Consider the following 23,372-nt stretch of genomic DNA (forward strand, 5'->3'; position numbering starts at 1 on the left):
TCATGCTCGATACTGCCCTACGCATTTTCAGCATTATCTTTCCAGTCTTTGCTTGCTCTGCGTTGGGGGCAGCGTATGGTTATTTCCGCCGCCCGGATATGGCGGTGGTTAACCGCCTCAATATGGAATTTTTCGCGCCCTTCCTCGTGTTTTGGGCATTGATGGATAAGCCCTTCGATTTTCTGGCGTTCCGCGACCTCGCCATTGGTGGGGTTGCCGTGGTATTGGGTTCGGGCTTGCTGCTGTTACCGCTGGCTTGGCTATTACGCATCAACCTGAAAACCTTTTTGCCGCCAATGATGTTTAATAATTCCGGCAATATGGGTATCCCACTAATCCTGTTTGCGTTTGGGGAGTCAGCGCTGCAAGCCGCCGTGGTGCTGTTTATTATTGAAATGGTGCTGCATTTCACCGTCGGGTTTTACATCCTCAACCATCGCACGAATCCGCTGCATTTGCTGAAAATGCCGATGATTCAAGCCACGATTCTGGGTTTATTGTTTAGCAGTTTGCACATTACCTTGCCGGATGCCTTGGCGAATACGGTCAAGCTGTTGGGGCAAGTGTCGATTCCCCTGCTACTCTTTTCGCTGGGCGTGCGCCTGTTGGATGTGAATTTTCGTGATTGGAAACTCGGCACGCTTGGTGCACTCGCAGGCCCTGCTGCCGGACTCATCAGCGCATTCTTAATGGCACAATGGCTGGACTTGAGCACAACGCATTACGCCCTGCTGCTGGTGTTTGCTGCCTTACCGCCAGCCGTGTTGAATGTCCTAGTGGCAGAACAATACCAACAAGAACCCGATCGGGTCGCTTCGATTGTATTACTGGGCAATCTGGCAAGTCTGGTGATTATGCCTGTGGTATTGTGGTTCGCACTACCACATTAACCCTATGGAAACTTTCGTGCTTGAATGCCATCTGAATTAGCCATAGCATACCCAAAAAGGAGGACTACCCATGTTAAGAACTATTTTACTCACCATGCTCATCGCATTGAGCGTTTCCGTCAATCACGTATTCGCTGACAGTAAACCCGCAGAAGACAAATCCGCCGCAGATACCCCCGCCGCAGCGCCATCCACAGATGTCAGCAGTACCCCCGATAAAGCGGCTGAAAACAGCGAACCGGCTAAAGTCGAAAACCGCGACGTGGCGCAATTCTTCGATGAAACCTTCAATGATATGCAGGATGAAATCGAAACCGCCAAAGCCGATGGCAAACAAGGCTTGCTGGTGATGTTTGAAATGGATGAATGCCCATTCTGCCACCGCATGAAAACCACCGTGCTTAACCGCAGCGATATTCAGGATTACTACAAAGAAAATTTCCGCATTGTAACGGTCGACATCGAAGGCGATGTGGAATTAACTAATTTCAAAGGCGAAACCACCACCCAGAAAGATTTTGCCCTGAAAGAATTCCGGGTACGCGCCACCCCGGTGTTTCAATTCATCGGGCTGGATGGTGAACCGGTGAAAAACGGACGCTTAACCGGCGCAACCAAGGATGCGGATGAATTCATGCTGTTCGGCAAATACGTGGTCGACAAAAAGAATGAAGACGTGCCGTTCTCCAAATTCAAGCGCGAGCAAACCAGCGATGCCAAGAGTTAAGCACTTACGCCCGATCTTATGCGCCAGTGCTTTGCTATTCTCGATTGCCCATGCTGCGGAAGTGCCTGACCCACTAAGTCTGGATCAGGCGCTGAATTTTGCTGATGGTCATCCGCGTACCCAGCTTGCACCGGAAATTGCCCAACGTTACCCCGCGCCCCAGCCCGTGTATCTGGACTGCCACAACCTTGCGTACAACAACAATACCAGCCCCGATAATCAGCGTGACCGCCAACTGGCAGGGCTGGTTTCCCCTCTGGATAATCAGCGTTTGGAAATCCTCCAGCGCTTTTTCGATGTCTTGTTGGCAGATGGCAGCGCGGTGCGTGATAACGAAAACATGGCGGTGTATTTCATCCCGCTGGATCGCACCCGCACCCGCATGGAATTGAAAGAGTTTTCCGAACTCGATGTTGCGGAACTGGATGCCGAATACCAGATTGTCCGCCAGCAAGGTGCTGCCAGCATGGCGTCACAACGCCTGACCCGTTCCTTGTTGTCACAAGCCATCAATAACCCCCAGACCTTACCTAACGAGTTGAATCCACCGACACTTGGCAAATTCCCCGCTGAAATGCCAACGCTGGATGAATTGGTCGCAGCCAGTTTGCAAGGCAATAAGTGGCTGAAAGACCGCCGTGACGATGCCAAAGCCGACGAACAGGCGGTGCTCGACATGGAATTACGCCAGCAAATTCTCGAACTGCTATTGCGTCTGGATATTTTCAAGGTTGCCGAAGGGCGCTCCCAAGCGGAAATTCTCTGGCGTGACTATTATCTGGAACGCAGCCGTACCCTGTACGAACAAGAAGTCAAATCCGACATTGGCGATGCCATGACCCAACAAAGCAAAGCGCGTTTGCAAGAACAACAAATCCAGTTTTGCCAAGCACTTACCCTTGCGCAACTCAATGCCCTGCAAGGCAAACCCGTCTGGCCACTGCCGCAACCTGCTAAACAAGAGGAAAAGCCCGAATGAGATCGACCCCGCTAAGCCTCCGGTTACTTTTGCCCGCCCTATTAGTGTGCAGCCTGCCCGCTCAGGCTTTGGAACTCAAAGGGCGTTTGGAATGGATGCACAAAGTTGACATGCGCGTCATTGAAAACGGCATTGTCGAAAAAGTGAATGTCACCACAGGGCAACACGTCAATGCTGGTGATGTCTTGGTGCGCATGGATCAACGCAAGCAAAAAGCCACGCTGCTGGAAGCTAAAGCCCGCGTTGCCCGCGCAACATTAAGCATGGACGATGCTGCTCGCGATATGGCACGTACCCAAGAGCTGTTTGACCGTGGCTTAATTGCCGAAGAAGAGTTGAAAGATGGCGAATTGAAACAAGCCGTGGCACAAACCGAAATGGAATCCGCCAAAGCCGCTGAAGAAGCCGCACAAGTCGCCTTGGAACACACCGAACTCAAAGCCCCGTTTTCCGGCATTATTGCTGCGAATACTGCTTGGCAAGGCGCAGTGATTTTCGCAGGCAAACAAGACCAGCCGCTGATTACCTTAGCACCCGATGATCAGATGGTCGCACGGGTATTGGTCACAGCCGATGTGTTGCGCCGCCATGCGGTCGGGCAAAGCGCACAAGTACTGGTGAATGGCAGCTCGCGCAATGGCAAAATCTACCGCCAAGGCGTGGAAGCCGTGCGGATTGAACCGGAAGGTGCTATTTACGAGTTGGATATTATCTTCAAACCCAATAACAAAGAATTGTTGCGACCCTCAGAATCAGTCAGGGTGGTATTGCCATAAAAAAAGGGCTACGGATGTAGCCCTCTTTTTTCAGCAACAATACGTGCTTACCTAATTAGTTAGCTGGTGGTGCTGACGGTGGCGCTGGAATACCCGCTGGTGGTGCTGGCGGCGGCGGTGGCATATCCACTGCTGGTGCTGCTGGTGCTGCTGGTACTGCCGCTGCCTCAGCAGCAGGCGCTGCTGCCGCTGGTGCTGACTCTGTTGCTGGTGCAGCAGCCGGAGCCGTTACCGCAACAGTGGTTGCTGCTTGACGCGCCGCCGCTGCCTTACGCTGCTCTTCTACCTTCTTGAAAAATGCATCGGCTTGCGCCCGTTGCATCAACATTTGCTGATAAATCTGCTCAAAACTAGGCGCTTGCGGCATCATCGGTGCAGCACCGTAACCTGGCATCATCGGCATTTGAGCACCTTGCATCGGCATCATCGGCATTTGACCGCCCTGCATTGGCATGGATGGCATCTGAGCACCCTGCATTGGCATACCACCAGCGCCACCCCACGGGTTGCCACCGCCTTGTGAGGAATTGCCAGTGCCATACATATTGTTGTAAGCATTGCCATAACCATAGCCAGTCCCTTGCAGGTTGCTAGCACCATCACCGCGCCCGCTGCCAGCCATGTCGCTTGCCATATCGGTTTTGCCTTTGCCTTTCAGCGTAATGGTGAAATCGACTTCGCCATCGGAATCCGCTTTACCACGCCCAAAACCGGAAGCATCGCTTGCACCACTGCCATAACCTTGACCAGAACCGCTGGTGTTACCTTGACCGCTACCATAGCCTTGACCTGCGCCAGTACCTTTGTCAAAACCATCCATAAAATCAGCAGAAACCAAACCGGAAATGGCAAGCCCTGCGATGAAAAGTGCTGTTTTAGTGTATTTCATGAAATCGTCCTCTCCTCTCGTGGTGATTGGTTATCCTTGCTCTTGCAGGGATAAACGACTGCTGCACCAGCCCCTAGCGCTTGATACAGTGTCTGCATAATGCTTTATTTGTAAGGCGATGTATACCCATAGCAGGCTACTGTGACGTTAACTTCTTTGGAGCTATGGTGCTGGATGGGGGCTTGAAAATCGAAAGCGGCGGTTCCTTGCTAGAACTGATGGATTAACCTTTTTTGTTTAGCGCAACAACAGTGTTGGAATCGTGGATGCCCGCAACAAACCATTAGTCGTGCTGCCAAACAGCCAGCTACGCAACGGCGAATGCGTGTACGAACCCATAATCAGCATATCAATGCTGCGTTCCCTCACCTGACTAGCAATCACCGTTTCCGGGTCGCCGGAAAGCAACGCGGCATGGGTTTCAAACCCCGCCGCTTCCAGCGTGGTTTTCGCCCACTCCAACTGCTTGCGCAAACCTTTGCCCGGTTCGCCGGAAGTAATCACATGAATCGGCAAACCCACAAACAACGAGCAAGCCGCAATCAGCTCCACGCCTTTACGCGACACGCTGCCACCGTCAAACGCCATCATCACCTGTTGCGGCACTTTGAAATCGTCGGTAATCGTCAGGATCGGGCGGTGCAAGGCACGCACCACGTTTTCAACATTGCGCCCCAAATCGCGCTGGGTGGTTTCCGCCGATTGTCCGCGTCGACCGAGGATGAACATGCGCACCCCCTCCTCTTGCTCGATCAAGGTATCCACCAGCGTACCGTGACGCTGGCGCACGTCGGGGGCTTCCACCCCGGCGGCAATGGCACGTTCCCGCAAACGGTTGAGGAACAGCCGCCCGCTTTCCCGCGCTTGCTTGCTAAAATCCTCATCCTCTTTGGATAGCTTATCCATCAACACTTTTTGCGCATCGAAACCAATCGCGCCGCTGTGGTCAGTATTATGGCGCGAACGCTCTGGGTGGCGGTCAAGAATGTGCAGAAATTCCAACGGCAGTTCCATGCGGGTAGCCACCCACGCGGCATAATCCGCCACATGGTCGGCGTAGTGTGACTGGTCAACGCAAGCGAGAATCTTGTTTTCAGATTTCATGGGGTTGCTCCTTAATGACCAGTCAACAGGTCGTCGCCGCCTGCTTTGTCGTGCGTTCCGAAACGGTCAATCAGGGTGGCACTGGCTTCATTCAAACCGACCACTTCCACTTCCGTGCCTTCGCGGCGGAATTTCACCACCACCTTGTCGAGCGCACCCACCGCAGTTAAATCCCAGAAATGCGCACGGCTGACATCAATCTGCACTTTTTCCAGCACATCTTTGAAATCGAACGACGCAATAAACGCATCGGATGACGCAAAAAATACCTGACCCACCACTTCATAAACACGCATCCGCCCTTCGTCTTCCGAACGTGAACGCACGTACATATAACGCCCGATCTTGTTGGCAAAGAAGAAACCGGACAGCAACACCCCGACCAGTACACCTTGCGCCAGATCGTGGGTTGCCACCACCACGGCTACCGTGGCAATCATCACCGTATTGAAACTTTTCGGGTGTTCGCGCAGTTTGCGCACCGAATCCCAGTTAAACGTGCCAATCGACACCATGATCATCACCGCCACCAGTGCCGCCATTGGAATTTGCGCCACCCAATCACCAATGAACACAATCATTAACAACAGGAATACGCCCGCCGCCAAGGTAGACAAGCGCCCGCGTCCGCCGGATTTTACATTGATTACCGATTGCCCGATCATCGCGCAGCCCGCCATGCCACCGAGGAAACCAGAGGCAATATTCGCCACCCCTTGCCCCATGCACTCGCGCTTTTTATTACTGGTGGAATCGGTTAAATCATCCACAATCGTTGCTGTCATCAACGACTCCAACAAGCCGACCACTGCCAAGGTCAGTGACACGGGGAAAATGATCGCGAGGGTTTCAAAATTCAACGGCACATCCGGCAACAGGAATATCGGCAAACTATCCGGCAATTCCCCCATATCGCCCACAGTACGAATATCCAGCCCCAGCGTAATCGCCACTATCGTCAGCACCACAATCGCCACCAGCGGCGACGGAATGGCTTTGGTCACATAGGGCAACAGGTAAATAATCCCCAAACCCGCCGCGACCATCACATACACTGTCCAGCCCATGCCGATCAGTTCCGGCAATTGCGCCATGAATATCAAAATCGCCAGCGCATTCACAAAGCCGACAATCACCGCCCGTGACACAAAACGCATCAACAAATCCAGTCGGATCAACCCGGCGATAATCTGCAATAACCCCGTGAGCAAGGTTGCCGCCAGCAAGTATTGCAAACCGTGCTCTTTAACCAGCATCACCATGACCAGCGCCATCGCACCCGTCGCGGCGGAAATCATCCCCGGACGACCACCCGCAAATGCAATCACGACAGCGATACAAAACGAGGCATACAGCCCCACTTTCGGGTCAACGCCCGCAATAATTGAAAAGGCGATGGCTTCGGGAATGAGCGCTAAAGCGACGACGAGTCCGGCAAGCAGGTCATTTTTGACATTGCCGAGCCAATCCTGTTGGAGAGATTTCATGGTTTCAGTTCCATTGCCAGAATCGGCAAAACGCGGGTTAATCGTGAGAAGGTGCGAATTATAGGTGGCTACGAAGGCAAAGGAAAGCTGCCCGAACATTGCCACAAAATCAGTACCCGCGCTTTCCTGCAATTTTTGGAGCAACAAAGTCTGCTGGCTTCAGCCGCTGACATTGAGCGTAAAGCCATACAAGCGGGACGGGCGTTTTCGCAACTGCGGTTTCCACTAACATGACGGTAGCTCCGCCGCCGTCACCAGCCGATAACTGGTACTCCGCCCCTTCGCCGGATTCTGCACCAACACGCCCCACGCCAGCAACGCTGAAATATCGCGCAAAGCCGTATCATTCGAGCATTTCGCCAAGGTCGCGTATTTTGATGTGTTCAAATACCCCTCGAAATCACCCAACATCCGGTTCAACACCACCCGCTGCCGCGCATTCACCGCATAAGGATGCAAGCACTCCCACACCTTAGCTTTGTGCAACACCGCGCCCAACGCCTCCCCAGCACTCACAATTGCCCGCTCCAGACACCCCAAAAACCAGCCAAGCCATGGCGTAATATCCAGCGAACCGCGTTGCTGGCGTTCCAATTGCTCATAGTAGTGTTTGCGTTCGGCTTCAATTTGCGCCGACATGCTGTAAAACCGCTGCGGCGTTTGATCCGCTCGTGCCAACGCCATATCCGCAATCGCTCTGGCAATGCGCCCGTTACCATCCTCAAACGGGTGCAAGGTGATAAACCAAAAATGCGCCACACCCGCTTTCAGCACCGGGTCAAGCCCGCCATCAGCCGCGAACCAATCCAAAAACGCCGCCATTTCATCTGGCAAACGGGTGGCTTCTGGTGCTTCAAAATGCACCCGTGTACGCCCGTAGCCACCGGATATAACCTGCATCGCCCCCGCCGAAGGCGGTCGCCACATGCCCACCATAATCGGGGTCATGCCACTGAACCCGCTCGGAAACAAAGCGCAATGCCATGCGCATAAACGTTCTTCGGTCAACGCTTGTGGGTAAGCCTGCGTCGCATCCAGCATCACTTCGACAATACCCTCCACGTGGCGGCTGGCAGGCAAATGCCCGCCCTGATCCATCCCCAATTTGCGGGCAATCGACGAACGGACTTCCTCTCGGTTCAGTCGCTCACCTTCAATGGCAGACGATTTCACCACGTCATTAGTCAGCGCATTCAAACTGGCTTCCATCTGGAATGAAAAGCCCAACGCCTCCATGCGCCCCAGCAACCGCCCTTGTTGGTGGCGCACCGATGCCAACGGGGTGCTTAAGGCTTTGTCATCCCAGTAAAAACGAGGCCAGTCAGGTTGTTCATGTATCCATTTCATCGTAATCACCGCAGCTATTGCAGTGTTTATAGAACCTAATCGCCGCAAACGCAAGCCTAATCACCGCATAATTTGCGGTGATTAACCCCACTATTCACCGCAACATCCTTGACCTGAATCAATGTCACCCGCGTCGCCATGCCCTACCCTTGCGCCATGCTTGACTTCAAAGGGTATGACAATGGCTTACACTGAACTTTACGCTGCGGATTGGAATGCGTTGCCGAACGTGGCGATGCCGTTTATGAACACGGTGCACAGCGATGAATTGGCGCTGGTGTCGCGCTTGCTGACAGACCTCGAAAACGCCACCGCGCCCGCCAGCATCGACACACAAATCGCGGCGTGGGTCGAACACACGAGGGCGCATTTTGCTCGCGAAGAACGCTTGATGCACGAATACGATTTCTTCGCCACGCCCTGCCACCAAGGTGAACACGAAGCGGCGTTGCTGCAATTGCTGGGTGTGCAACAGCAATGGTTACGCGAGCGCGATACCGCGATGTTGCAGGATTACATCCAGCATTGGCGCGAATGGCTGCAACAACACATCAGCACGATGGATTTTGTGACGGCACAATTCCTCAGCCAGTTGAATGTGCAGGTGGAGCTGTAACAAAACAACCTCTTACTCCCCCTCTACCTCTGGGAGAGGGGGCTGGGGGTGAGGGTCTTCAACTCCCCAATATCATCCAACACCGCCTGAATGACTGTCTCAGACACGCAACAAATCCAGTTGTCGCTTGCAGGACAAGCCCTAATCAGTTGTCCCCTTCCGGTATCAGGCCAGCGGGGGGCGATAGGTACTCAACGTGTTCCGGCTGAATAGTGATCTGGATACTGCTTTGCCCAAGCACCTTGCCACTGCCATCCAGTAAGCGCACAACTGGTTGGAATGTGCCCGTTTTGGAGTATTTTTGCATGATGGATGAGCGCCATTCGCCAGAGGGTTGTTTGCTGCCATGATTGGCGGGGTGGCGGTATAGCTTGCTGCCATCGCCAAAATCCCATTCAATGACGGAATCATCTTCCACGCTCCGGTAGAGGTACACAAATGTGTGCTCGACCTCGGCGTAGTCCATATCCAGCAGTTTGAGGTTCACCGTTGAAGCACCTTCCAGTTGGATGACTTCACCGCTTGTTGTATCTGTCGGGTTTGTTTCAGGAACATCACCAATGACGGTGATTTGTTTTTCCACGCTGGCGGTTTGCCCGATATTGTCCTTAATCTTGAAGGTAACGATAGTTTTGCCGGGTTCGTCGGGAGCCTGCCAATAGGCGAATGCACCAGTGGACAGTGCCAGCCCTTCGATATTGGTTGTGATGTAGTCGGGAATCCCGCCGCTGACACTGATTTCATAGGTTTCGTGTGCGCCAGCTTTGACGGTATCCGGGCCATCGACAGCCAGTTTGCCAAGCGGGCTGGCGTTGTTGATCAGCTTGTTGATGAACGCTTGTAAGGCTTCGACTTTTTCCAGCGTGGTTTTGAGTTCGGGGTAATCGCGCAGGGATTTTTTCAGGATTTGCTGGGCATCTTCCACATAGGTCAGTGCCTGCATCAGGTTGCGCCCCTGACGAACCCTCTGGAAGCCTTCCATGTAAGGAATGCGTGCTTCGGCAATGATCGCGTTGGCTTGTTGCAGTCGCCCGGCATTGTCGATGTTGTGTTCCAGCTCCTGCATTTTTTCGTACAGACCATCGCCGGGCATCTGGTGTTTGAAGTAAAACTTTTGCACCTTGGCGAGGTAGTTGCTGGCTTTTTGCAGTTCACCTGCCTTGATCAGTTCGTCGACCCTTATCATGCCACGGATGACATCCATGCGCAGTTCGATGTCAGCCCAGCGTTCTTTTTCGGCCGCATTAGCACGATCCTGTTGCAGCAGGATGATTTCGGCAACCAGCTCGTTCACTTTGCCAGCCGACCAACTGAGTACCAGCCCGTGCAGGAAACCGCCGCCCAGTGCCTGAATGGCGAGGCCGCCGCTGGCCTCCAGCCCGTAACCAACCGCAGTGCCGGTCGCTTTCGCGGCTTTTTCTTCGGCACTGTCTGCGCTGACGACGATATTGTAGGCATCCCAAAGCACAAAGCCGCCATCAACAGCGGTGCCAATGTGTTCACGGATGGGTTGCCATGCGCCTTTGAGTTTGTCGGCTACCAGTTTACGGGCAGCTTGCGCCCGACTGGGTGGCAATTGCTTGATGGCATCCGTGAGCTTTTCGGTGAGTTGGGCAGGAACTTTGCCCTTGTTCGCGACGATTGCGTCGATTTCACTGAAGGTATTCAGCGTTTGTTTGCCTGCCTGATCGATGCCGTCGTCACTCAGTCCGATCAGTTTTTTCAGGCTGTTTTCGCTGGCACCATGCAGGCTGGAACTGCTTTCGTCCAGTACAACCTGGGCAAACGCCTGTACCCGTTTGTTCTGTACGAGTTGTTTCAATTTGTCAGCCCCTGATTGGGACATGCGCTTGATGCCTTCGACAAATTGATCCGCTGCCTGGGGATTGTTTTCCAGCGTCAGCAGGGCTTCCCTGATCTGTTCCATGGCTTTTTGTTTGAGTTCGAGGTTGTCCAGTTCGGCAATATAGGTGGCGGCCTTGGCGAGTTTCTTGGTAATGGCCTTGTTGGTGTCGCGCACCACTACCTGTTTGGCGTATTCAAGCTCACTTTTGCTTTCTATGGCAAAAGCCGGTTGCAGGATACTGGGTGCAATACACAGTAACGGGATGATCCAGTTAAGTTTATTCATGACTTTCCAGCTCCCATTCAGCCAGACGGGAACCCAGTTTGGCAGCTTGTGTGCGCAGGGTGTTGGCCTTGTTGTTGTTCTGTTTGATCCATAAGCCTGATTCGTATTCGTCAGCCAGCGCAACCATGGCGTTGGCATCGCCTGCATTGGCGGCTTGCTTGAGCAGTTCAATGGCGCGGTATGGGTCAGCCTGCCCGCTGTAGCTGGATTGATAAGTAAGCGCGAGTATTTCCATGGCTTGCGGGTTGCCTGCTTGCGCCTGTTTTTCCAGGGCAGTTCTATCTGCTGGCGCTGATTGGGGCGCTGTTGTGGGGTCTTCATCAATGCTGACAATGCCTTCAATACCGCTGGTGTCGAGGCTGCCCGCTTCGCTTGCCGTCTGGGGTTCAGGGGGAGTGCGTGCGGAATTGCTCAGCGTCATGTAGCGGATGTGAGCCTGTTTGTATGCCTCCAGTGCCTGAAGTACATCACCCGCACCGGCATCAGTAGTGACCAGTTTAGTGTAGCGCTCGAAGGCTGCATCATAGACCGCTTTGGCTTCATCCAGATCCGAAGCCAGCACAGGGGGAATGGCGAAAGCGCCCAATAGGATGATGGAAGTCAGAAGATTGCTGCGCAACATGCTTATGCCCTCGCTGGTTTGCTGTTGATCTTGTCGCGGTCGGCCGCCCCAGTCAGCAGGTGTTCCCTGACCGTGCTGGCAACTTCCGGGTATTGCGCGGGTGTGCAATGCAGACGTGCGACAGAACGCCAGCCGTTGAACAGGGTGATGGTGTGTGCAGCGGGGTAGTAGGCCGCTTTATGCAGGTCTCGCCAGTGGTAGAAAGTCGTTTCCCTCGATTTTGCCAGCAGGCTGGCTCCTGCAACCGTGGGGTTGGCACTGAGCAGGCCGAGCACGATGCCCGTCCGGTTAGCCCAGCGGGAGCGTTTGCCGAGGATTTCTGAAGTAACGCCCTTGCTGTTGAGGGTGTAACGTACTGGCATACGGTTGACGTAAAACACCAGCATAATGAACATCAGGCTAAGTGCGATGAGCGGTACAACGACGGCGAATACTTGTGCCATTTGCCAGCCGAGTCCCATTTCCCCGGTTAACAGGCCGAGCAATGAAAACAGCACGACAATGAGCGCGTAGGTGATGCTCATGATCTTGAGAAGATCAAACAGGACAAAACGATTGGTCAGCAGGGCAACATTATGTTCCCAACGGCGTTCTGGGGTCGGCTGATTGTTCATGTTATTAAACCTCTAGCGGATCAGCCTAACACCGTCATTGCGATTTGATGATGACGAATATCAAAGTCCGTTATGAATGTTTCAGCCTGTGCCAATTCAACCCCGAACAGTTGTACCTCGTTCAAGATGGATCTTCCGTAGGGGCGTATTGCATACGCCCTCTTCAAAATCCCTCCACCCAACACCTCTCCACCCACCACGCCGATTTCCTTGGCAGAACCCGCCCCCCCGCCGCCAGCAGCAACGCCTGATCCCCGACTATTGCCGCCTACAAGTCATGCTACCGTATGGCGTTACAGGAAGTGCGGCGCAAGGGCTTGAAACCGTTTTGCGTCACCATTGACGACAAGGCGGAAGATTACTTGCCGCGTTTGTTTGGGCAAAACGGCTGGGTGCCCGACATGGAAGAAATTGCGGTATTGAAGCTGATCGGCACGCGCAACAGCACGATTTCGTGGATGATTTTGCAGGAATCCCTCGGCTTGGGGCTGGTGGGTTTCATTATCGGCAAAACGGTGGCGACCTTGTGGACACCTGTTTTCCCCAAATACGTCTTGCTGTTACCGCTGGATGCTGTGCTAGGGCTGCTGGTGATCGTGGTGGTGTGTACGCTGGCGAGCGTCATGGCGATTCGCGCCGCGTTAAAATTTGATCCCGCTGAAGCCATAGGAGGCTGAATATGGCAAATAACACCACTCCGGCGATTGAACTGCGCGGCTTGTGCAAACGCTACGGCAGCGGCGACACGGCGGTGGACGCGCTCAAGGGCGTGGATATGCGCATTGCCCCCGGCGAAGTCGTCGGGCTGGTTGGCTCCAGCGGTTCGGGCAAAAGTACCTTGCTGAAATGTCTGGGCGCAGTCATTGACCCGACCGCAGGGCAAATTACGCCGCGACCGCATCGGCTTTGTGTTCCAAGCTCCGTACCTGATCCCGTTTCTGGACGTGACCGACAATGCGGCACTGTTGCCGATGCTGGCGGGCAAATCCAACAAGGAAGCCCGCCGTCGTGCGTTGGAATTACTCGAAGCCCTCGACGTAGCCCATCGCGCTAAATCCAATCCGGCACTGCTCTCCGGTGGCGAACAACAGCGCGTGTCGATTGCGCGGGCACTGGCAAATAATCCGCCGGTGATTCTTACCGACGAACCCACTGCGCCGCTGGATGGCGAACGGGCATTAGCAGTGGTAAAAATCCTCAACGACATGGCGCAACAGCATCAAACCGCGATTATTGTGGTCACGCATGATGAGAAGATCATTCCGACCTTTAAGCGGCTGTATCATATCCGCGATGGCAAGACGTATGAGGAAAGTGTGGGTTAACGCGGCACAAAAACGGCAGCCTCCCCTTGCTGCTTCGCCACTTCCCGCAAACCCTGCACCGCCTGTTCCAACACCATGCTCTCGGCTTTTTGCGGATAAACCATGTACGCCGGATGATCGTATTCCGGCGCACCCAACACCCGAAACAATTGCCCCGTCATCAAAAACGGCTGTGCCAAACGCACCGGCAAAAAACAGCAACCACCATTCGCCAGCACCAGTTGTATCGCTAACCAGCCGATATTCGCCACCAACGCAGGCGTTTCCATTTGCGGGAAACTTTGGCGGTGTTGCGCATGAAAACTTGCGCCCCAATCAACATGGACATAACCCGACCCCGGTTCGTGAACATCGGGGCGACTACTGACCAGAATCAAGCGTTCGTCAAACAAATGCTCAACGATTAACCCCGGCTGATGACTGGGCGTGTACATCAAACCCATGTCGAGCGTGCCTTCAATCAAACGGCGCATCAGGTCATCTTCAAAGCCGATTTCCGTGCGCATCGCCACATCGGGATTGGTGCGACGCATCCACCCGACCCATTGCGGCAAAAAACCTTCCCACAAGGCAATGCGCCCACCGACACGCAGTGTGGCGCGGTAACGGCTGGATGAACCGACATCGTGAATTGCTTGTTCTGCGGTAAATACCAGCCGTTTGGCATATTCCAGAAAACGCCGTCCCGCCGGAGTCAAGCTCGCGCCGGAACGGTTGCGCACGAATAGCCGCACATTCAAGGTTTCCTCCAGTCGTTGAATCCGTGCACTGACGGTGGATTGTGTGAGGTGTAGCTGGCTGGCAGCCGCAATAAAACTGCCATGAGCAGCAATGGCAAGGAAGGTACGGGCTTGTTCTGTATCCATGTGTAAATCCTTTATATCGACAATTTCGATATTAGACAGCAAAAAATATCGTTATGTAAGGGTTAAAGCCTATCGCTATACTTAAACCCGATCATTTTAGTAGGAAAAAGATGTACACCATGTCCACAGAAATAAACGTTGAACGCGATGCCGAAGGCTATCTCGTTAACCCCGAAGATTGGAACCCAGAGATTGCCCACGCATTTGCCGCTGAGGAAAACATCGTATTAACCGATGCGTATTGGGTTGTGTTGAACTTCGTGCGCGATTCGTGGGGCGAGAACCAAATCACGCCCGACATTCGCCACGTCACTGATTTCATGGCAAAACAGCAAGGCATCGACAAAAAAGCAGCCAAGCAACAATTGTTCCAGTTGTTCCCGTATGGCTATGTAAAACAGACCTGCAAGATTGCGGGAATGCAACGTCCGCGTGGCTGGAGTACGGGTTAACTACATGACGCAATCCACTCCAAACGGTAACGCCCTGCGCTGGCTGGAAGGCTTGCCACCGGGCTATTTCGCGGTAGCGATGGCGAGCGGCATTTTAAGCATTGCCTTCGATATGATCGGGCAAAATATGTTGGCAGAGGGGCTATTTGTCGCCGCTTTACTGGCATGGGTTACGATGCTGGGCTTGAGCGCGTGGCGTTTGTGGCGTTTCCCACAGGCGGTGAAAATCGACTTGTTGAATATCCGTCGGGTATTTGCATTTTTTACGCTGGTGGTATCGACCAATGTGGTGGGCATTTTGCTGCATCAACACGGTTATCCGCAGTTAGCCTTGGCTTGCTGGGCGTTTGCCTTTGTGGTGTGGTCGTTGCTGTTGTACCTGAGTTTTAGTGTGCTGACATTTTTGACGCATCCGCACACCGTGAATGTGGTGCATGGCGACTGGCTGACTTCGATTATTGCCACGCAATCACTGGTATTGCTGGGGGTAATGGTTGCGCCGGATTTGGGCATTTACACCGATTACATGCTGGTGGAAGTGCATTTGCTGTGGCTGCTGGGGCTGGTGTTATATGGGATTTTTGTCACCTTATTTTGTTACCGGATCTTCTTCCAACGGTTTCAGCCGGAAGACACTTCGCCGTTGTTGTGGGTCATTATGGGTGCAGCGGCGGCAGGGGTGAATGCCGGAACGGTGTTATTGCAAACCTCGACAACCTTGAGCTTTTTGCAAGCCTTGCACCCGTTTATTGATGGCGTGGCGATGCTGTTGTGGTCATGGGCAACTTGGTGGATTCCGATGCTGGTGATTTTTGGTGTGTGGAAACACGGAGTGAAGCGTTACCCGCTGCGCTACGAACCGGCGATGTGGAGCATGGTGTTTCCGCTGGGGATGTACGCGGTTGCCAGTTACCGGCTGGGTTTGGCGGCGGAGTTTCCACCGTTGCAGTGGATTTCACTGCTGATCGTGTGGGTGGGTTTTGCGGTGTGGTGTTTGGTATTGCTGGGGTTAGTTTTATTCATGTTTTTTAGTCACAAGGAAAGCTCACAATGAGAGATGTTTTTAAGCGTATTGGTGGTAAAGCGGCAGTGGATGCAGCGGTTGATCGTTTTTACGAATACATGCTGACAGATGATCGCGTCAAACACTTTTTCGCGAATATCAATATGGAAAAGCAACGCCAACACCAGAAGGATTTCATTGCCTTTGCGTTGGGCGCAGAGGGCGGTTACGCGGGTAAGGACATGCGTTCCGCTCACCAGCACATGGTCGATCACATGGGGCTTTCTGATGTGCATTTCGATGCCACAGTGGAAAATCTGGTCAAAGCCTTGCGTGATTTGAATGTGCCGGAAGACGTTATCGCGGACGCGGGTGCAATTGTAGAAAGTACCCGTACTGACGTGTTGTGTCGGTAAATTAAAACGGGTGCAGGTGGTGCAATGCGCCATCCGCACCTAAGAAATAACGATTATCCTAGTGTTTCCATCAATTTTACTCTCGACTCGTGTTATCTAATCATCCGCCGTATCATGTTAGTAAGTACTCGCTAACATAAACATTGGAATACCTGCCATGAATGCAGCCACCGTTTCCCTACGCCAACCAGCCGAAGCCCGCCAAGCCGAAATGGTGCAAGCTGTGCTGTGTCTGGCAGCACAACAAGAACCCGCCAGCATTACCACCACCGACATTGCCAAAGCGGTCGGCTTGAGCCAAGGCGCGGTTTTCCGTCACTTTCCCAATAAACAGGCGATCTGGTTGAACGTGGCGCAATGGCTGGAAGCTACCCTGCTACCCTTGGTGCAAACAGCGGCGCAGTCATCCCCCGACCCGCTGACTAGTCTGGACAATATTTTCCGCGCCCACCTGCAATTTGTGCAGGAAAACCCCGGCGTGCCGCGCTTCATTTTCCACGAATTGCAGCAACCTGCCGCTTCCCCCGTCAAGCAGCAAGTTGCGGCGATGTTGCAAACCTACAGCGGCATTCTGATCCGCGTACTCCAGCAAGCCAAAACCGCCGGGCAAGTCTCGCCAAGTCTGGATGAACGCAGTGCTGCCACCTTATTCATCGGCTCGATTCAGGGCTTGGTGATGCAAGCCATGTTGCTGGGTTCAAGCACCAGCATTCAGCCCATGATGGCAGGCGTGTGGGCATTGTATTTAAGTGCTATCCGTCAGGAGGTTGCGCCATGACATCGCCGTTATTGAAAAAAATCCTGTTACCGCTGATTGTCGTGGTGGTGCTGGGCGGTTTTGGCTGGGTCGTGACCCAACAAGGGCCAATGGCAGCCACCCGCATCACGGTAGCGACGGTGACAAACCAAGCCATCAGTGCCAGCGTGTTTGGCATTGGCACGGTGGAAGCGCGTTACAACTACCGCATCGGCCCCACCGCTGCGGGGCGCGTCCAGCAAGTGTTAGTCGATGTCGGTGATAGCGTGCAAGCGGGGCAAACCTTGGCAATCATGGATGCGGTTGACCTCGATTCCCGCATTCAAGCCGCTGGTTTAGCCGCCGAACGCGCCACTGCCAGCATCGCCAGTGCCAACGCGCAAACCAAGGAAGCGAACGCCCGTTTCACCCTTGCCCAGCACGAAGCCCAGCGTCAGCAAACCCTTGCCGCCAAATCCCTCATCAGCCAAAGCAGCAGCGATGCCCGCCAGCAAGATTTAGCTGTTACCCAAGCCGCAGTGGAAGCCAGCCATGCCGCCGCCGCTGTCGCCAAAAAAGAACAGCAACGCCTACAAGCCGAACAGCAAGCCTTGCGCCAGCAACAAGCCAATCTCACCCTGACCGCGCCCGTGGCAGGCATGATCACCACCCGCGATGCCGAACCGGGCACAACGCTGGTTGCAGGTCAGGCGGTTCTCACCCTTGCTGACCCGCACAGTTATTGGGTCAAAGCCCGCATCGACCAAAGCCTTGCCTTGGGTTTACAAGCGGGGCAAACGGCAAGCATCACGCTGCGTTCTGCCCCGCAACAAGCTTTACCCGGCAAGCTGGTACGCATCGAACCGTTAAGCGATAGCGTCACCGAAGAACGCCTTGTCGGCATCGCTTTCACGCCTGTACCCACCGCGTTATCCTCCGGCGAACTGGCGGAAGTCACCCTGCAAACCGGACAAAAAGATTCCGCGCTGGTGATTCCCAACGCCGCCATTCAGCAACAAACGGGGCAATCCGGCGTATGGAAACTCAACCCTGACAACAGCCTGCAATTCACCCCAGTGCAAACCGGCATCCATTCGCTCGACGGTCAAATAGAAATTCTCAGCGGCTTGCAGGCGGATGACACCATCGTGGTCTACACCAGCAGCGCCCTCAGTGCTGATAGCAAAATCAAAGTGGTAGAGAAACTATGATCAGCCTTGCCGCCCGTGACATTGCGCATTCGTGGTCAAAATACGTTCTCACCGGCATTGGCTTGGGTTTGCTGATCGGGGTCACGCTGTCGATGGCGGGGATTTTTCGCGGCATGGTGGACGACGCGCAGGTGTTATTGCGCAACAGTCAGGCGGATGTGTGGGTGGTGCAAAAAGACACCCAAGGGCCGTATGCCGAATCGTCCAGCCTGCCCGACGATGTGTACCGCAGCATATTGGGAATGCCGGGGGTACAACAGGCTGCCAACGTCACCTATTTCACCATGCAAGTGCAGCATCAGGGCAAGGATACCCGCGTGATGGTGGTCGGTTTCGAGTCGGGGCAACCGGGTGCGCCGCCGTCGCTGATTGCCGGACGGCACGTTACCCGTTCGCACTACGAAGCCGTGGCGGATGTGAAAGCCGGTTTCAAACTGGGCGAAAAAATCCGCATTCGCCGCAACGAGTACACCATTGTCGGCTTGAGCCAGCGCACCGTGTCATCCGGCGGCGACCCGATGGTGTTTATTCCGCTGGCAGATGCGCAGGCAGCACAATTCCAAAAAGACAACGACGCGATTGTGAGCGGGCGTGAACGTACCGCTGCCAACCCCGCTTTCAACCGCCCCAACGTGCCGGGTTTGCTAGAAGCGGTGCAGATGAGCCAAACCACCAGCCACAACGTCAATGCCGTGCTGGTGCAAGTGCGGGCGGGGTGGGATGCGGCGCAACTGGCGGCAGACATCCAACGCTGGAAACACTTGCAAGCCTACACCTACGCCGACATGGAAGAAATTTCGGTGAAAAAACTGATTGCCACGTCCGCCAAGCAAATCGGCTTGTTTCTGGTCATCCTCACCATTGTCAGCACCGCGATTGTGTCGTTCATCATCTACACCATGACGCTGGGCAAAATCCGCGAAATTGCGGTGTTAAAGCTGATCGGCACGCGCAACAGCACGATTTCATGGATGATTTTGCAGGAATCCCTCGGCTTGGGGCTGGTAGGTTTCATTATCGGCAAAACGGTGGCGACCTTGTGGGCACCCGTTTTCCCCAAATACGTCTTGCTGTTACCGCTGGATGCTGTGCTAGGGCTGCTGGTGATTGTGGTGGTGTGTACGCTGGCGAGCGTCATGGCGATTCGCGCCGCGTTAAAAGTTGATCCCGCTGAAGCCATAGGAGGCTAATGAAATGAACAGTAAAACCTTAGTGACCATGATTGCCGTTGCGCTGTTAGTGGGTGGCGGTGTGTATGCGTGGCTGTACCATTCCCATGAAAATAATGCCGATCATGAGGCACACGCCGCTCATGCACACGACACCGCCGCTACACCACTGGTAAACGGGCAACGCTGGGAAACCGATGAAGCCTTACGCACCAGTATGCTGCAAATTCGCGACGCAGCCAGCCAACAACAAGGTGCGGCTTTGGCAAGCACCACCAAGGCACAAGTGGATTATATGATTACCCACTGCAAACTGGATTCACAAGCGGATGCGGTGTTACACGGCATTATCAGCCAGTTATTGACGGGGGCAGATATGCTCAACAAAGCCCCTGATTCGCCCGATGGTGTGGAACGCATCCAGCACGCTTTGCAACAATACCCCGAACTGTTTAATCACCCCGGCTGGCAGCCATGAACACCACTCCGGCGATTGAACTGCGCGGCTTGTGCAAACGTTACGGCAGTGGCGACACCGCAGTCGATGCGCTCAAGGGCGTGGATATGCGCATTGCCCCCGGAGAAGTCGTCGGGCTGGTTGGTCCCAGCGGTTCGGGCAAAAGCACCTTGCTGAAATGTCTGGGCGCGGTCATTGACCCGACCGCAGGGCAGATGTTTTTGGGCGGCGAAGCCATTTTCGATGAGGTGTGGAAGGTGAAAGATTTACGCACCTTACGCCGCGACCGCATCGGTTTTGTGTTCCAAGCCCCGTACCTGATCCCGTTTCTGGACGTGACCGACAATGTGGCACTGTTGCCGATGCTGGCAGGCAAATCCAACAAAGAAGCCCGCCGCCGGGCGTTGGAATTACTCGAAGCCCTCGACGTAGCCCATCGTGCTAAATCCAATCCGGCACTGCTCTCCGGTGGTGAACAACAGCGCGTGTCGATTGCGCGGGCATTGGCAAATAATCCGCCAGTAATTCTTGCCGACGAACCCACTGCGCCACTGGATGGCGAACGGGCATTAGCGGTGGTGAAAATCCTCAACGACATGGCGCAACAGCATCAAACCGCGATTATTGTGGTCACGCATGATGAGAAGATTATTCCGACCTTTAAGCGGCTATATCATATTCGCGATGGCAAGACGTATGAGGAAAGTGTGAGCGTATGAACAACCTATTAAATGTTTTCATCAACTTTATTAGTGAGAAGGTTTCATCATGATCAAACTGGAGATTACCCCGCCCGCGTCACAGCGTCATGCGTTTACCCACCTCGGTTTCCGCCCGTTCTTTCTGGCAGCGGGTTTGTATGCGTTGGTGGGCATGTTGTTATGGACTGCCCTTTACAGCTTTAACTGGCAAGGCTTGCACAGTGCTTACCCGTCGATAACGTGGCACGCGCATGAAATGGTATTTGGGTATGCGGCGGCGGTTGCGGCGGGATTTTTGCTGACGGCTATTAAAAACTGGACGGGGCAACAAACCTTGAGTGGTACGCCATTGCTGCTGTTGGCGGGGTTGTGGTTGGCGGCGCGGGTATTGCCGTTTACGGGGTTGCCGCTGGTGTGGACAGCAGTGTTGGATGTGTTGTGGCTCACGGGTTTACTGGTCGCGGCAGCACTGCCCATTATCCGGGCGAAACAGTGGAATCAAGCGGCGATTGTGGGCAAGGTTGGCTTGCTGTTGCTGGCGAATGCGTTGTTTTATCTGGGTTTGCTGGGTATTTGGACGCAAGGAATGCAACTGGGTTTGTATGCGGGTTTTTACGTCATTGTAGCGTTGATTTTGACGATGGGGCGGCGGGTAATTCCATTTTTCATCGAACGTGGCGTGGGTTGCCCGTTTACCGCGCAGAACCATTCGTGGATTGATCGCGCCAGCCTGATTTTGTTTTTGCTGTTTATGCTGGCGGATTTGCTGGCAATGGCAAGTGGTCATCGCGGCGCAGCGTGGGCGGCGGCACTCTTGGCATTGGTGCAAGTGCCGCTGCATATTTTGCGTTTGTGGGGCTGGTATCACCCCAATATTTGGCAAAAGCCGTTGTTGTGGGTGCTGTATCTGGCGTATGGCTGGTTGATTGCGGGTTTTGCGCTGAAATTTCTGAGCGTGGCGGCGGGAATTTCACCGTTTTTGGCAGTTCATGCGTTTGCGTATGGCGGGATTGCAACCCTGACGGTGGGGATGATGGCGCGAGTGACGCTGGGGCATACCGGGCGTAATGTGGCTGAGCCGCCGTCGTTGGTCAGCGTGATCTTTGGGCTGTTACTGGTTGGTACGCTGGTGCGGGTAGTCCCCGTCTGGTTATTCCCGGAGCTTTATCCGCTGTGGATATTGAGTTCACAATTCCTGTGGATAGTCGCATTTGCGCTGTTTGTCTGGCTGTATGCACCCATGCTGGTCAAGCCGCGAGTGGACGGGCGTTATGGTTAATGATGGAAATCGTGTCATCAACGTGTCATTTTATTCCCCCCGTGCCCACTGCTACGATGCACATTACGTTAACACCACCGTGGAGTATGACTGTTGAACCATGACGCTCAAACCGCACCACAAGCCCCGACCTTGGGTGAAGCATTTTTCTACTGGCTGAAGCTGGGTTTCATCAGTTTTGGCGGCCCGATGGGGCAGATTGCGATGATGCACACTGATCTGGTGGAAAAGAAACGCTGGATTTCCGAACACCGTTTCCTGCACGCGCTGAATTTCTGCATGATTCTGCCGGGGCCGGAAGCAATCCAATTGGCGATTTACATTAGCTGGCTGATGCATGGCGTGACGGGCGCAATCATGGCGGGGGTGTTGTTCTTTATGCCTGCGTTTTTGCTGCTGTCAGTGTTGGCAGGGGTATATCTGGCGTGGGGCGATGTGCCGCTGGTGCAAGGCTTGTTCTATGGTATCAAACCGGCGGTGGTGGCAATTGTGTTGTTTGCAGCTTGGCGGATTGGTTCCAAGGCACTAAAAAACAGTGTGCTGTGGGCAATTGCTGCTGCCGCTTTTGTTGCTATTTTCGCATTTGATGTGGGTTTCCCGTGGATTGTGTTGGCAGCCGCCTTGTTGGGTGTAGTCGGTGGCAAAATCATGCCGGACAAATTCACAGGTGGTGGCGGGCATGGTGCATCCGACAAGCAATACGGTACAGCGGTGATTGATGACCACACGCCAACCCCGGCACACGCCCGTTTCTCGTGGGTGAAGCTGGGGGTAACGGTGGCAATATTCGTTGGCATCTGGGGGCTGGCAATGCTAGCTGTCGGTGGGCAACAAACCTTGAATGACATGGGCAGTTTCTTTACCAAAGCAGCATTCCTCACCATTGGCGGGGCATATGCAGTGTTGCCGTATGTGTACCAGGGCGGGGTTGAACAATACGGCTGGCTGACTGGCCCACAAATGATTGATGGTCTGGCACTGGGTGAAACCACCCCCGGTCCACTGATCATGGTCGTCACTTGGGTCGGTTATCTGGGCGGTGTCACTAAAGAAGTGTTTGCCAACCCGATTGCCGCCGGTTTTGCCGGGGCGGCGGTGGCAACGTTTTTCACTTTTTTGCCCTCCTTCCTGTTTATCCTGTCGGCGGGGCCGGTGGTGGAAAGCTCACGCAATGACCTCAAGTTTACCGCTCCCCTGACCGGTGTGACGGCTGCGGTGGTGGGTGTCATTATCAATCTGGCAGTCTTTTTCGCTTGGCATACATTTTGGCCTAAAGCGACAGATGCGACCCCATTTGTTGCCCCGTTTGAATGGTTCGCTGTGGTGGTGGCAATCGGTGCATTTGTCGCTTTGTGGAAATACAAGGTGGACGTGATGAAAGTAATCGGCGTGTGTGCCGTATTGGGTTTGGCTTATACACTGGCTATGGGAGCAATGTGAGTATGGAACGTACTATTAAACCGGAAGATTTTGCTGCGATTGCGGATACTGCGATGGTGCTGGATGTGCGCCGTCTGGAAGACCGTGCCGTTTGCCATCTGGAAAGACCCGACCCAGATTGACCAATGGATCGAA

At 54.1% G+C, this 23,372-nt stretch carries 26 protein-coding genes and 1 pseudogene; 19 read left to right on the plus strand and 8 right to left on the minus strand.

Features of this window, described 5'->3' with window-relative positions:
• Window positions 1–2 precede the first annotated feature (2 nt).
• From L2Y54_RS19900 to L2Y54_RS19915, 4 genes are all read left to right on the plus strand, one after another.
• Complete coding sequence (locus tag L2Y54_RS19900) at window positions 3–890, plus strand: AEC family transporter (RefSeq protein WP_236498494.1); 888 nt, start codon at window positions 3–5, stop codon at window positions 888–890.
• A gap of 70 nt (window positions 891–960) precedes the next feature.
• On the plus strand, window positions 961–1,617 hold the full coding sequence (locus L2Y54_RS19905) for a thioredoxin family protein (protein WP_236498496.1): 657 nt from the start codon (window positions 961–963) through the stop codon (window positions 1,615–1,617).
• Entirely contained in the window at window positions 1,604–2,596 is a 993-nt protein-coding gene (locus L2Y54_RS19910) for a TolC family protein (RefSeq protein ID WP_236498498.1), read from the plus strand. The genes L2Y54_RS19905 and L2Y54_RS19910 overlap by 14 nt, the downstream gene beginning before the upstream one ends.
• Window positions 2,593–3,372 (plus strand): efflux RND transporter periplasmic adaptor subunit, encoded by a 780-nt coding sequence (locus tag L2Y54_RS19915; RefSeq protein ID WP_236498499.1) that lies wholly within the window; start codon window positions 2,593–2,595, stop codon window positions 3,370–3,372. Before L2Y54_RS19910 ends, L2Y54_RS19915 begins: the two co-directional genes overlap by 4 nt.
• A gap of 55 nt (window positions 3,373–3,427) precedes the next feature.
• Here L2Y54_RS19915 and L2Y54_RS19920 read toward each other — a convergent pair whose 3' ends face one another.
• From L2Y54_RS19920 to L2Y54_RS19930, 3 genes are all read right to left on the minus strand, one after another.
• Window positions 3,428–4,261 carry a hypothetical protein gene (locus tag L2Y54_RS19920; RefSeq protein ID WP_236498501.1) on the minus strand — a complete coding sequence of 278 codons (834 nt, stop codon included), beginning with the start codon at window positions 4,259–4,261 and terminating at the stop codon, window positions 3,428–3,430.
• 237 nt (window positions 4,262–4,498) lie between these two features.
• Complete coding sequence (locus L2Y54_RS19925; RefSeq protein WP_236498502.1) at window positions 4,499–5,365, minus strand: universal stress protein; 867 nt, start codon at window positions 5,363–5,365, stop codon at window positions 4,499–4,501.
• Between the two features lie 11 nt (window positions 5,366–5,376).
• Window positions 5,377–6,852, minus strand: a complete 1,476-nt coding sequence (locus L2Y54_RS19930) for a SulP family inorganic anion transporter (RefSeq protein WP_236498504.1) — start codon at window positions 6,850–6,852, stop codon at window positions 5,377–5,379.
• A 51-nt stretch (window positions 6,853–6,903) separates the two neighbouring features.
• Between L2Y54_RS19930 and L2Y54_RS19935 the strand changes: the two genes are divergently transcribed.
• A complete protein-coding gene (locus tag L2Y54_RS19935; protein WP_236498506.1) occupies window positions 6,904–7,086 on the plus strand; it encodes a hypothetical protein in 183 nt (60 codons plus the stop codon).
• Here L2Y54_RS19935 and L2Y54_RS19940 read toward each other — a convergent pair.
• Window positions 7,078–8,199 carry a Fic family protein gene (locus L2Y54_RS19940; RefSeq protein WP_236498507.1) on the minus strand — a complete coding sequence of 374 codons (1,122 nt, stop codon included), beginning with the start codon at window positions 8,197–8,199 and terminating at the stop codon, window positions 7,078–7,080. The two genes, L2Y54_RS19935 and L2Y54_RS19940, sit on opposite strands and share 9 nt — an antisense overlap.
• 181 nt (window positions 8,200–8,380) lie before the next feature.
• On the opposite strand from L2Y54_RS19940, the gene L2Y54_RS19945 reads away from it, so the two are divergent.
• Complete coding sequence (locus tag L2Y54_RS19945) at window positions 8,381–8,815, plus strand: bacteriohemerythrin (protein WP_236498509.1); 435 nt, start codon at window positions 8,381–8,383, stop codon at window positions 8,813–8,815.
• Between the two features lie 145 nt (window positions 8,816–8,960).
• Here L2Y54_RS19945 and L2Y54_RS19950 read toward each other — a convergent pair whose 3' ends face one another.
• From L2Y54_RS19950 to L2Y54_RS19960, 3 genes are read right to left on the minus strand one after another with little or no spacing between them, the layout of a single operon-like run.
• Window positions 8,961–10,946, minus strand: coding sequence for a hypothetical protein (locus L2Y54_RS19950; protein ID WP_236498510.1), 1,986 nt, complete (start codon window positions 10,944–10,946; stop codon window positions 8,961–8,963).
• Window positions 10,939–11,568 carry a tetratricopeptide repeat protein gene (locus L2Y54_RS19955; RefSeq protein WP_236498512.1) on the minus strand — a complete coding sequence of 210 codons (630 nt, stop codon included), beginning with the start codon at window positions 11,566–11,568 and terminating at the stop codon, window positions 10,939–10,941. Before L2Y54_RS19955 ends, L2Y54_RS19950 begins: the two co-directional genes overlap by 8 nt.
• Before the next feature lie 2 nt (window positions 11,569–11,570).
• On the minus strand, window positions 11,571–12,182 hold the full coding sequence (locus tag L2Y54_RS19960; protein WP_236498514.1) for a hypothetical protein: 612 nt from the start codon (window positions 12,180–12,182) through the stop codon (window positions 11,571–11,573).
• Between the two features lie 47 nt (window positions 12,183–12,229).
• Between L2Y54_RS19960 and L2Y54_RS19965 the strand changes: the two genes are divergently transcribed.
• From L2Y54_RS19965 to L2Y54_RS19975, 3 genes and pseudogenes are all read left to right on the plus strand, one after another.
• Entirely contained in the window at window positions 12,230–12,433 is a 204-nt protein-coding gene (locus L2Y54_RS19965; RefSeq protein ID WP_236498515.1) for a hypothetical protein, read from the plus strand.
• 36 nt (window positions 12,434–12,469) lie between these two features.
• Complete coding sequence (locus tag L2Y54_RS19970) at window positions 12,470–12,859, plus strand: FtsX-like permease family protein (RefSeq protein WP_236498517.1); 390 nt, start codon at window positions 12,470–12,472, stop codon at window positions 12,857–12,859.
• A gap of 98 nt (window positions 12,860–12,957) precedes the next feature.
• Window positions 12,958–13,507 (plus strand): annotated as a pseudogene (locus tag L2Y54_RS19975) (ABC transporter ATP-binding protein).
• Here L2Y54_RS19975 and L2Y54_RS19980 read toward each other — a convergent pair.
• Window positions 13,504–14,373 (minus strand): LysR family transcriptional regulator, encoded by an 870-nt coding sequence (locus L2Y54_RS19980; protein ID WP_236498519.1) that lies wholly within the window; start codon window positions 14,371–14,373, stop codon window positions 13,504–13,506. The pseudogene L2Y54_RS19975 and the gene L2Y54_RS19980 sit on opposite strands and share 4 nt — an antisense overlap.
• A gap of 119 nt (window positions 14,374–14,492) precedes the next feature.
• Here L2Y54_RS19980 and L2Y54_RS19985 point away from each other — a divergent pair, with 119 nt between their 5' ends.
• The 10 genes from L2Y54_RS19985 (at window position 14,493) to chrA (ending at window position 23,237) form a co-directional block, all read left to right on the plus strand.
• A complete protein-coding gene (locus tag L2Y54_RS19985; RefSeq protein WP_236498521.1) occupies window positions 14,493–14,825 on the plus strand; it encodes a TusE/DsrC/DsvC family sulfur relay protein in 333 nt (110 codons plus the stop codon).
• A gap of 4 nt (window positions 14,826–14,829) precedes the next feature.
• Window positions 14,830–15,879: a tellurite resistance/C4-dicarboxylate transporter family protein gene (locus L2Y54_RS19990; protein ID WP_236498523.1), complete on the plus strand. Its 1,050-nt coding sequence runs from the start codon at window positions 14,830–14,832 to the stop codon at window positions 15,877–15,879.
• Complete coding sequence (locus L2Y54_RS19995; protein ID WP_236498525.1) at window positions 15,876–16,244, plus strand: group I truncated hemoglobin; 369 nt, start codon at window positions 15,876–15,878, stop codon at window positions 16,242–16,244. Before L2Y54_RS19990 ends, L2Y54_RS19995 begins: the two co-directional genes overlap by 4 nt.
• Before the next feature lie 157 nt (window positions 16,245–16,401).
• Window positions 16,402–17,022, plus strand: coding sequence for a TetR/AcrR family transcriptional regulator (locus L2Y54_RS20000; protein WP_236498526.1), 621 nt, complete (start codon window positions 16,402–16,404; stop codon window positions 17,020–17,022).
• Window positions 17,019–18,191, plus strand: a complete 1,173-nt coding sequence (locus L2Y54_RS20005; RefSeq protein ID WP_236498528.1) for an efflux RND transporter periplasmic adaptor subunit — start codon at window positions 17,019–17,021, stop codon at window positions 18,189–18,191. Before L2Y54_RS20000 ends, L2Y54_RS20005 begins: the two co-directional genes overlap by 4 nt.
• Window positions 18,188–19,381 (plus strand): ABC transporter permease, encoded by a 1,194-nt coding sequence (locus tag L2Y54_RS20010; RefSeq protein ID WP_210220204.1) that lies wholly within the window; start codon window positions 18,188–18,190, stop codon window positions 19,379–19,381. Before L2Y54_RS20005 ends, L2Y54_RS20010 begins: the two co-directional genes overlap by 4 nt.
• Window positions 19,382–19,385: 4 nt before the next feature.
• The gene (locus L2Y54_RS20015; RefSeq protein ID WP_236498529.1) at window positions 19,386–19,838 is read left to right on the plus strand and encodes a hypothetical protein; all 453 of its coding nucleotides are present in this window, start codon (window positions 19,386–19,388) and stop codon (window positions 19,836–19,838) included.
• A complete protein-coding gene (locus tag L2Y54_RS20020; RefSeq protein ID WP_236498530.1) occupies window positions 19,835–20,536 on the plus strand; it encodes an ABC transporter ATP-binding protein in 702 nt (233 codons plus the stop codon). The genes L2Y54_RS20015 and L2Y54_RS20020 overlap by 4 nt, the downstream gene beginning before the upstream one ends.
• A gap of 49 nt (window positions 20,537–20,585) precedes the next feature.
• A complete protein-coding gene (locus tag L2Y54_RS20025; protein ID WP_236498532.1) occupies window positions 20,586–21,797 on the plus strand; it encodes an NnrS family protein in 1,212 nt (403 codons plus the stop codon).
• 93 nt (window positions 21,798–21,890) lie between these two features.
• Window positions 21,891–23,237, plus strand: a complete 1,347-nt coding sequence (gene chrA / locus L2Y54_RS20030) for a chromate efflux transporter (protein WP_236498533.1) — start codon at window positions 21,891–21,893, stop codon at window positions 23,235–23,237.
• Window positions 23,238–23,372 lie beyond the last annotated feature (135 nt).

Origin of the sequence: Thiothrix winogradskyi (genome assembly GCF_021650935.1) — a bacterium.
Classification (GTDB): Bacteria; Pseudomonadota; Gammaproteobacteria; order Thiotrichales; family Thiotrichaceae; genus Thiothrix; species Thiothrix winogradskyi.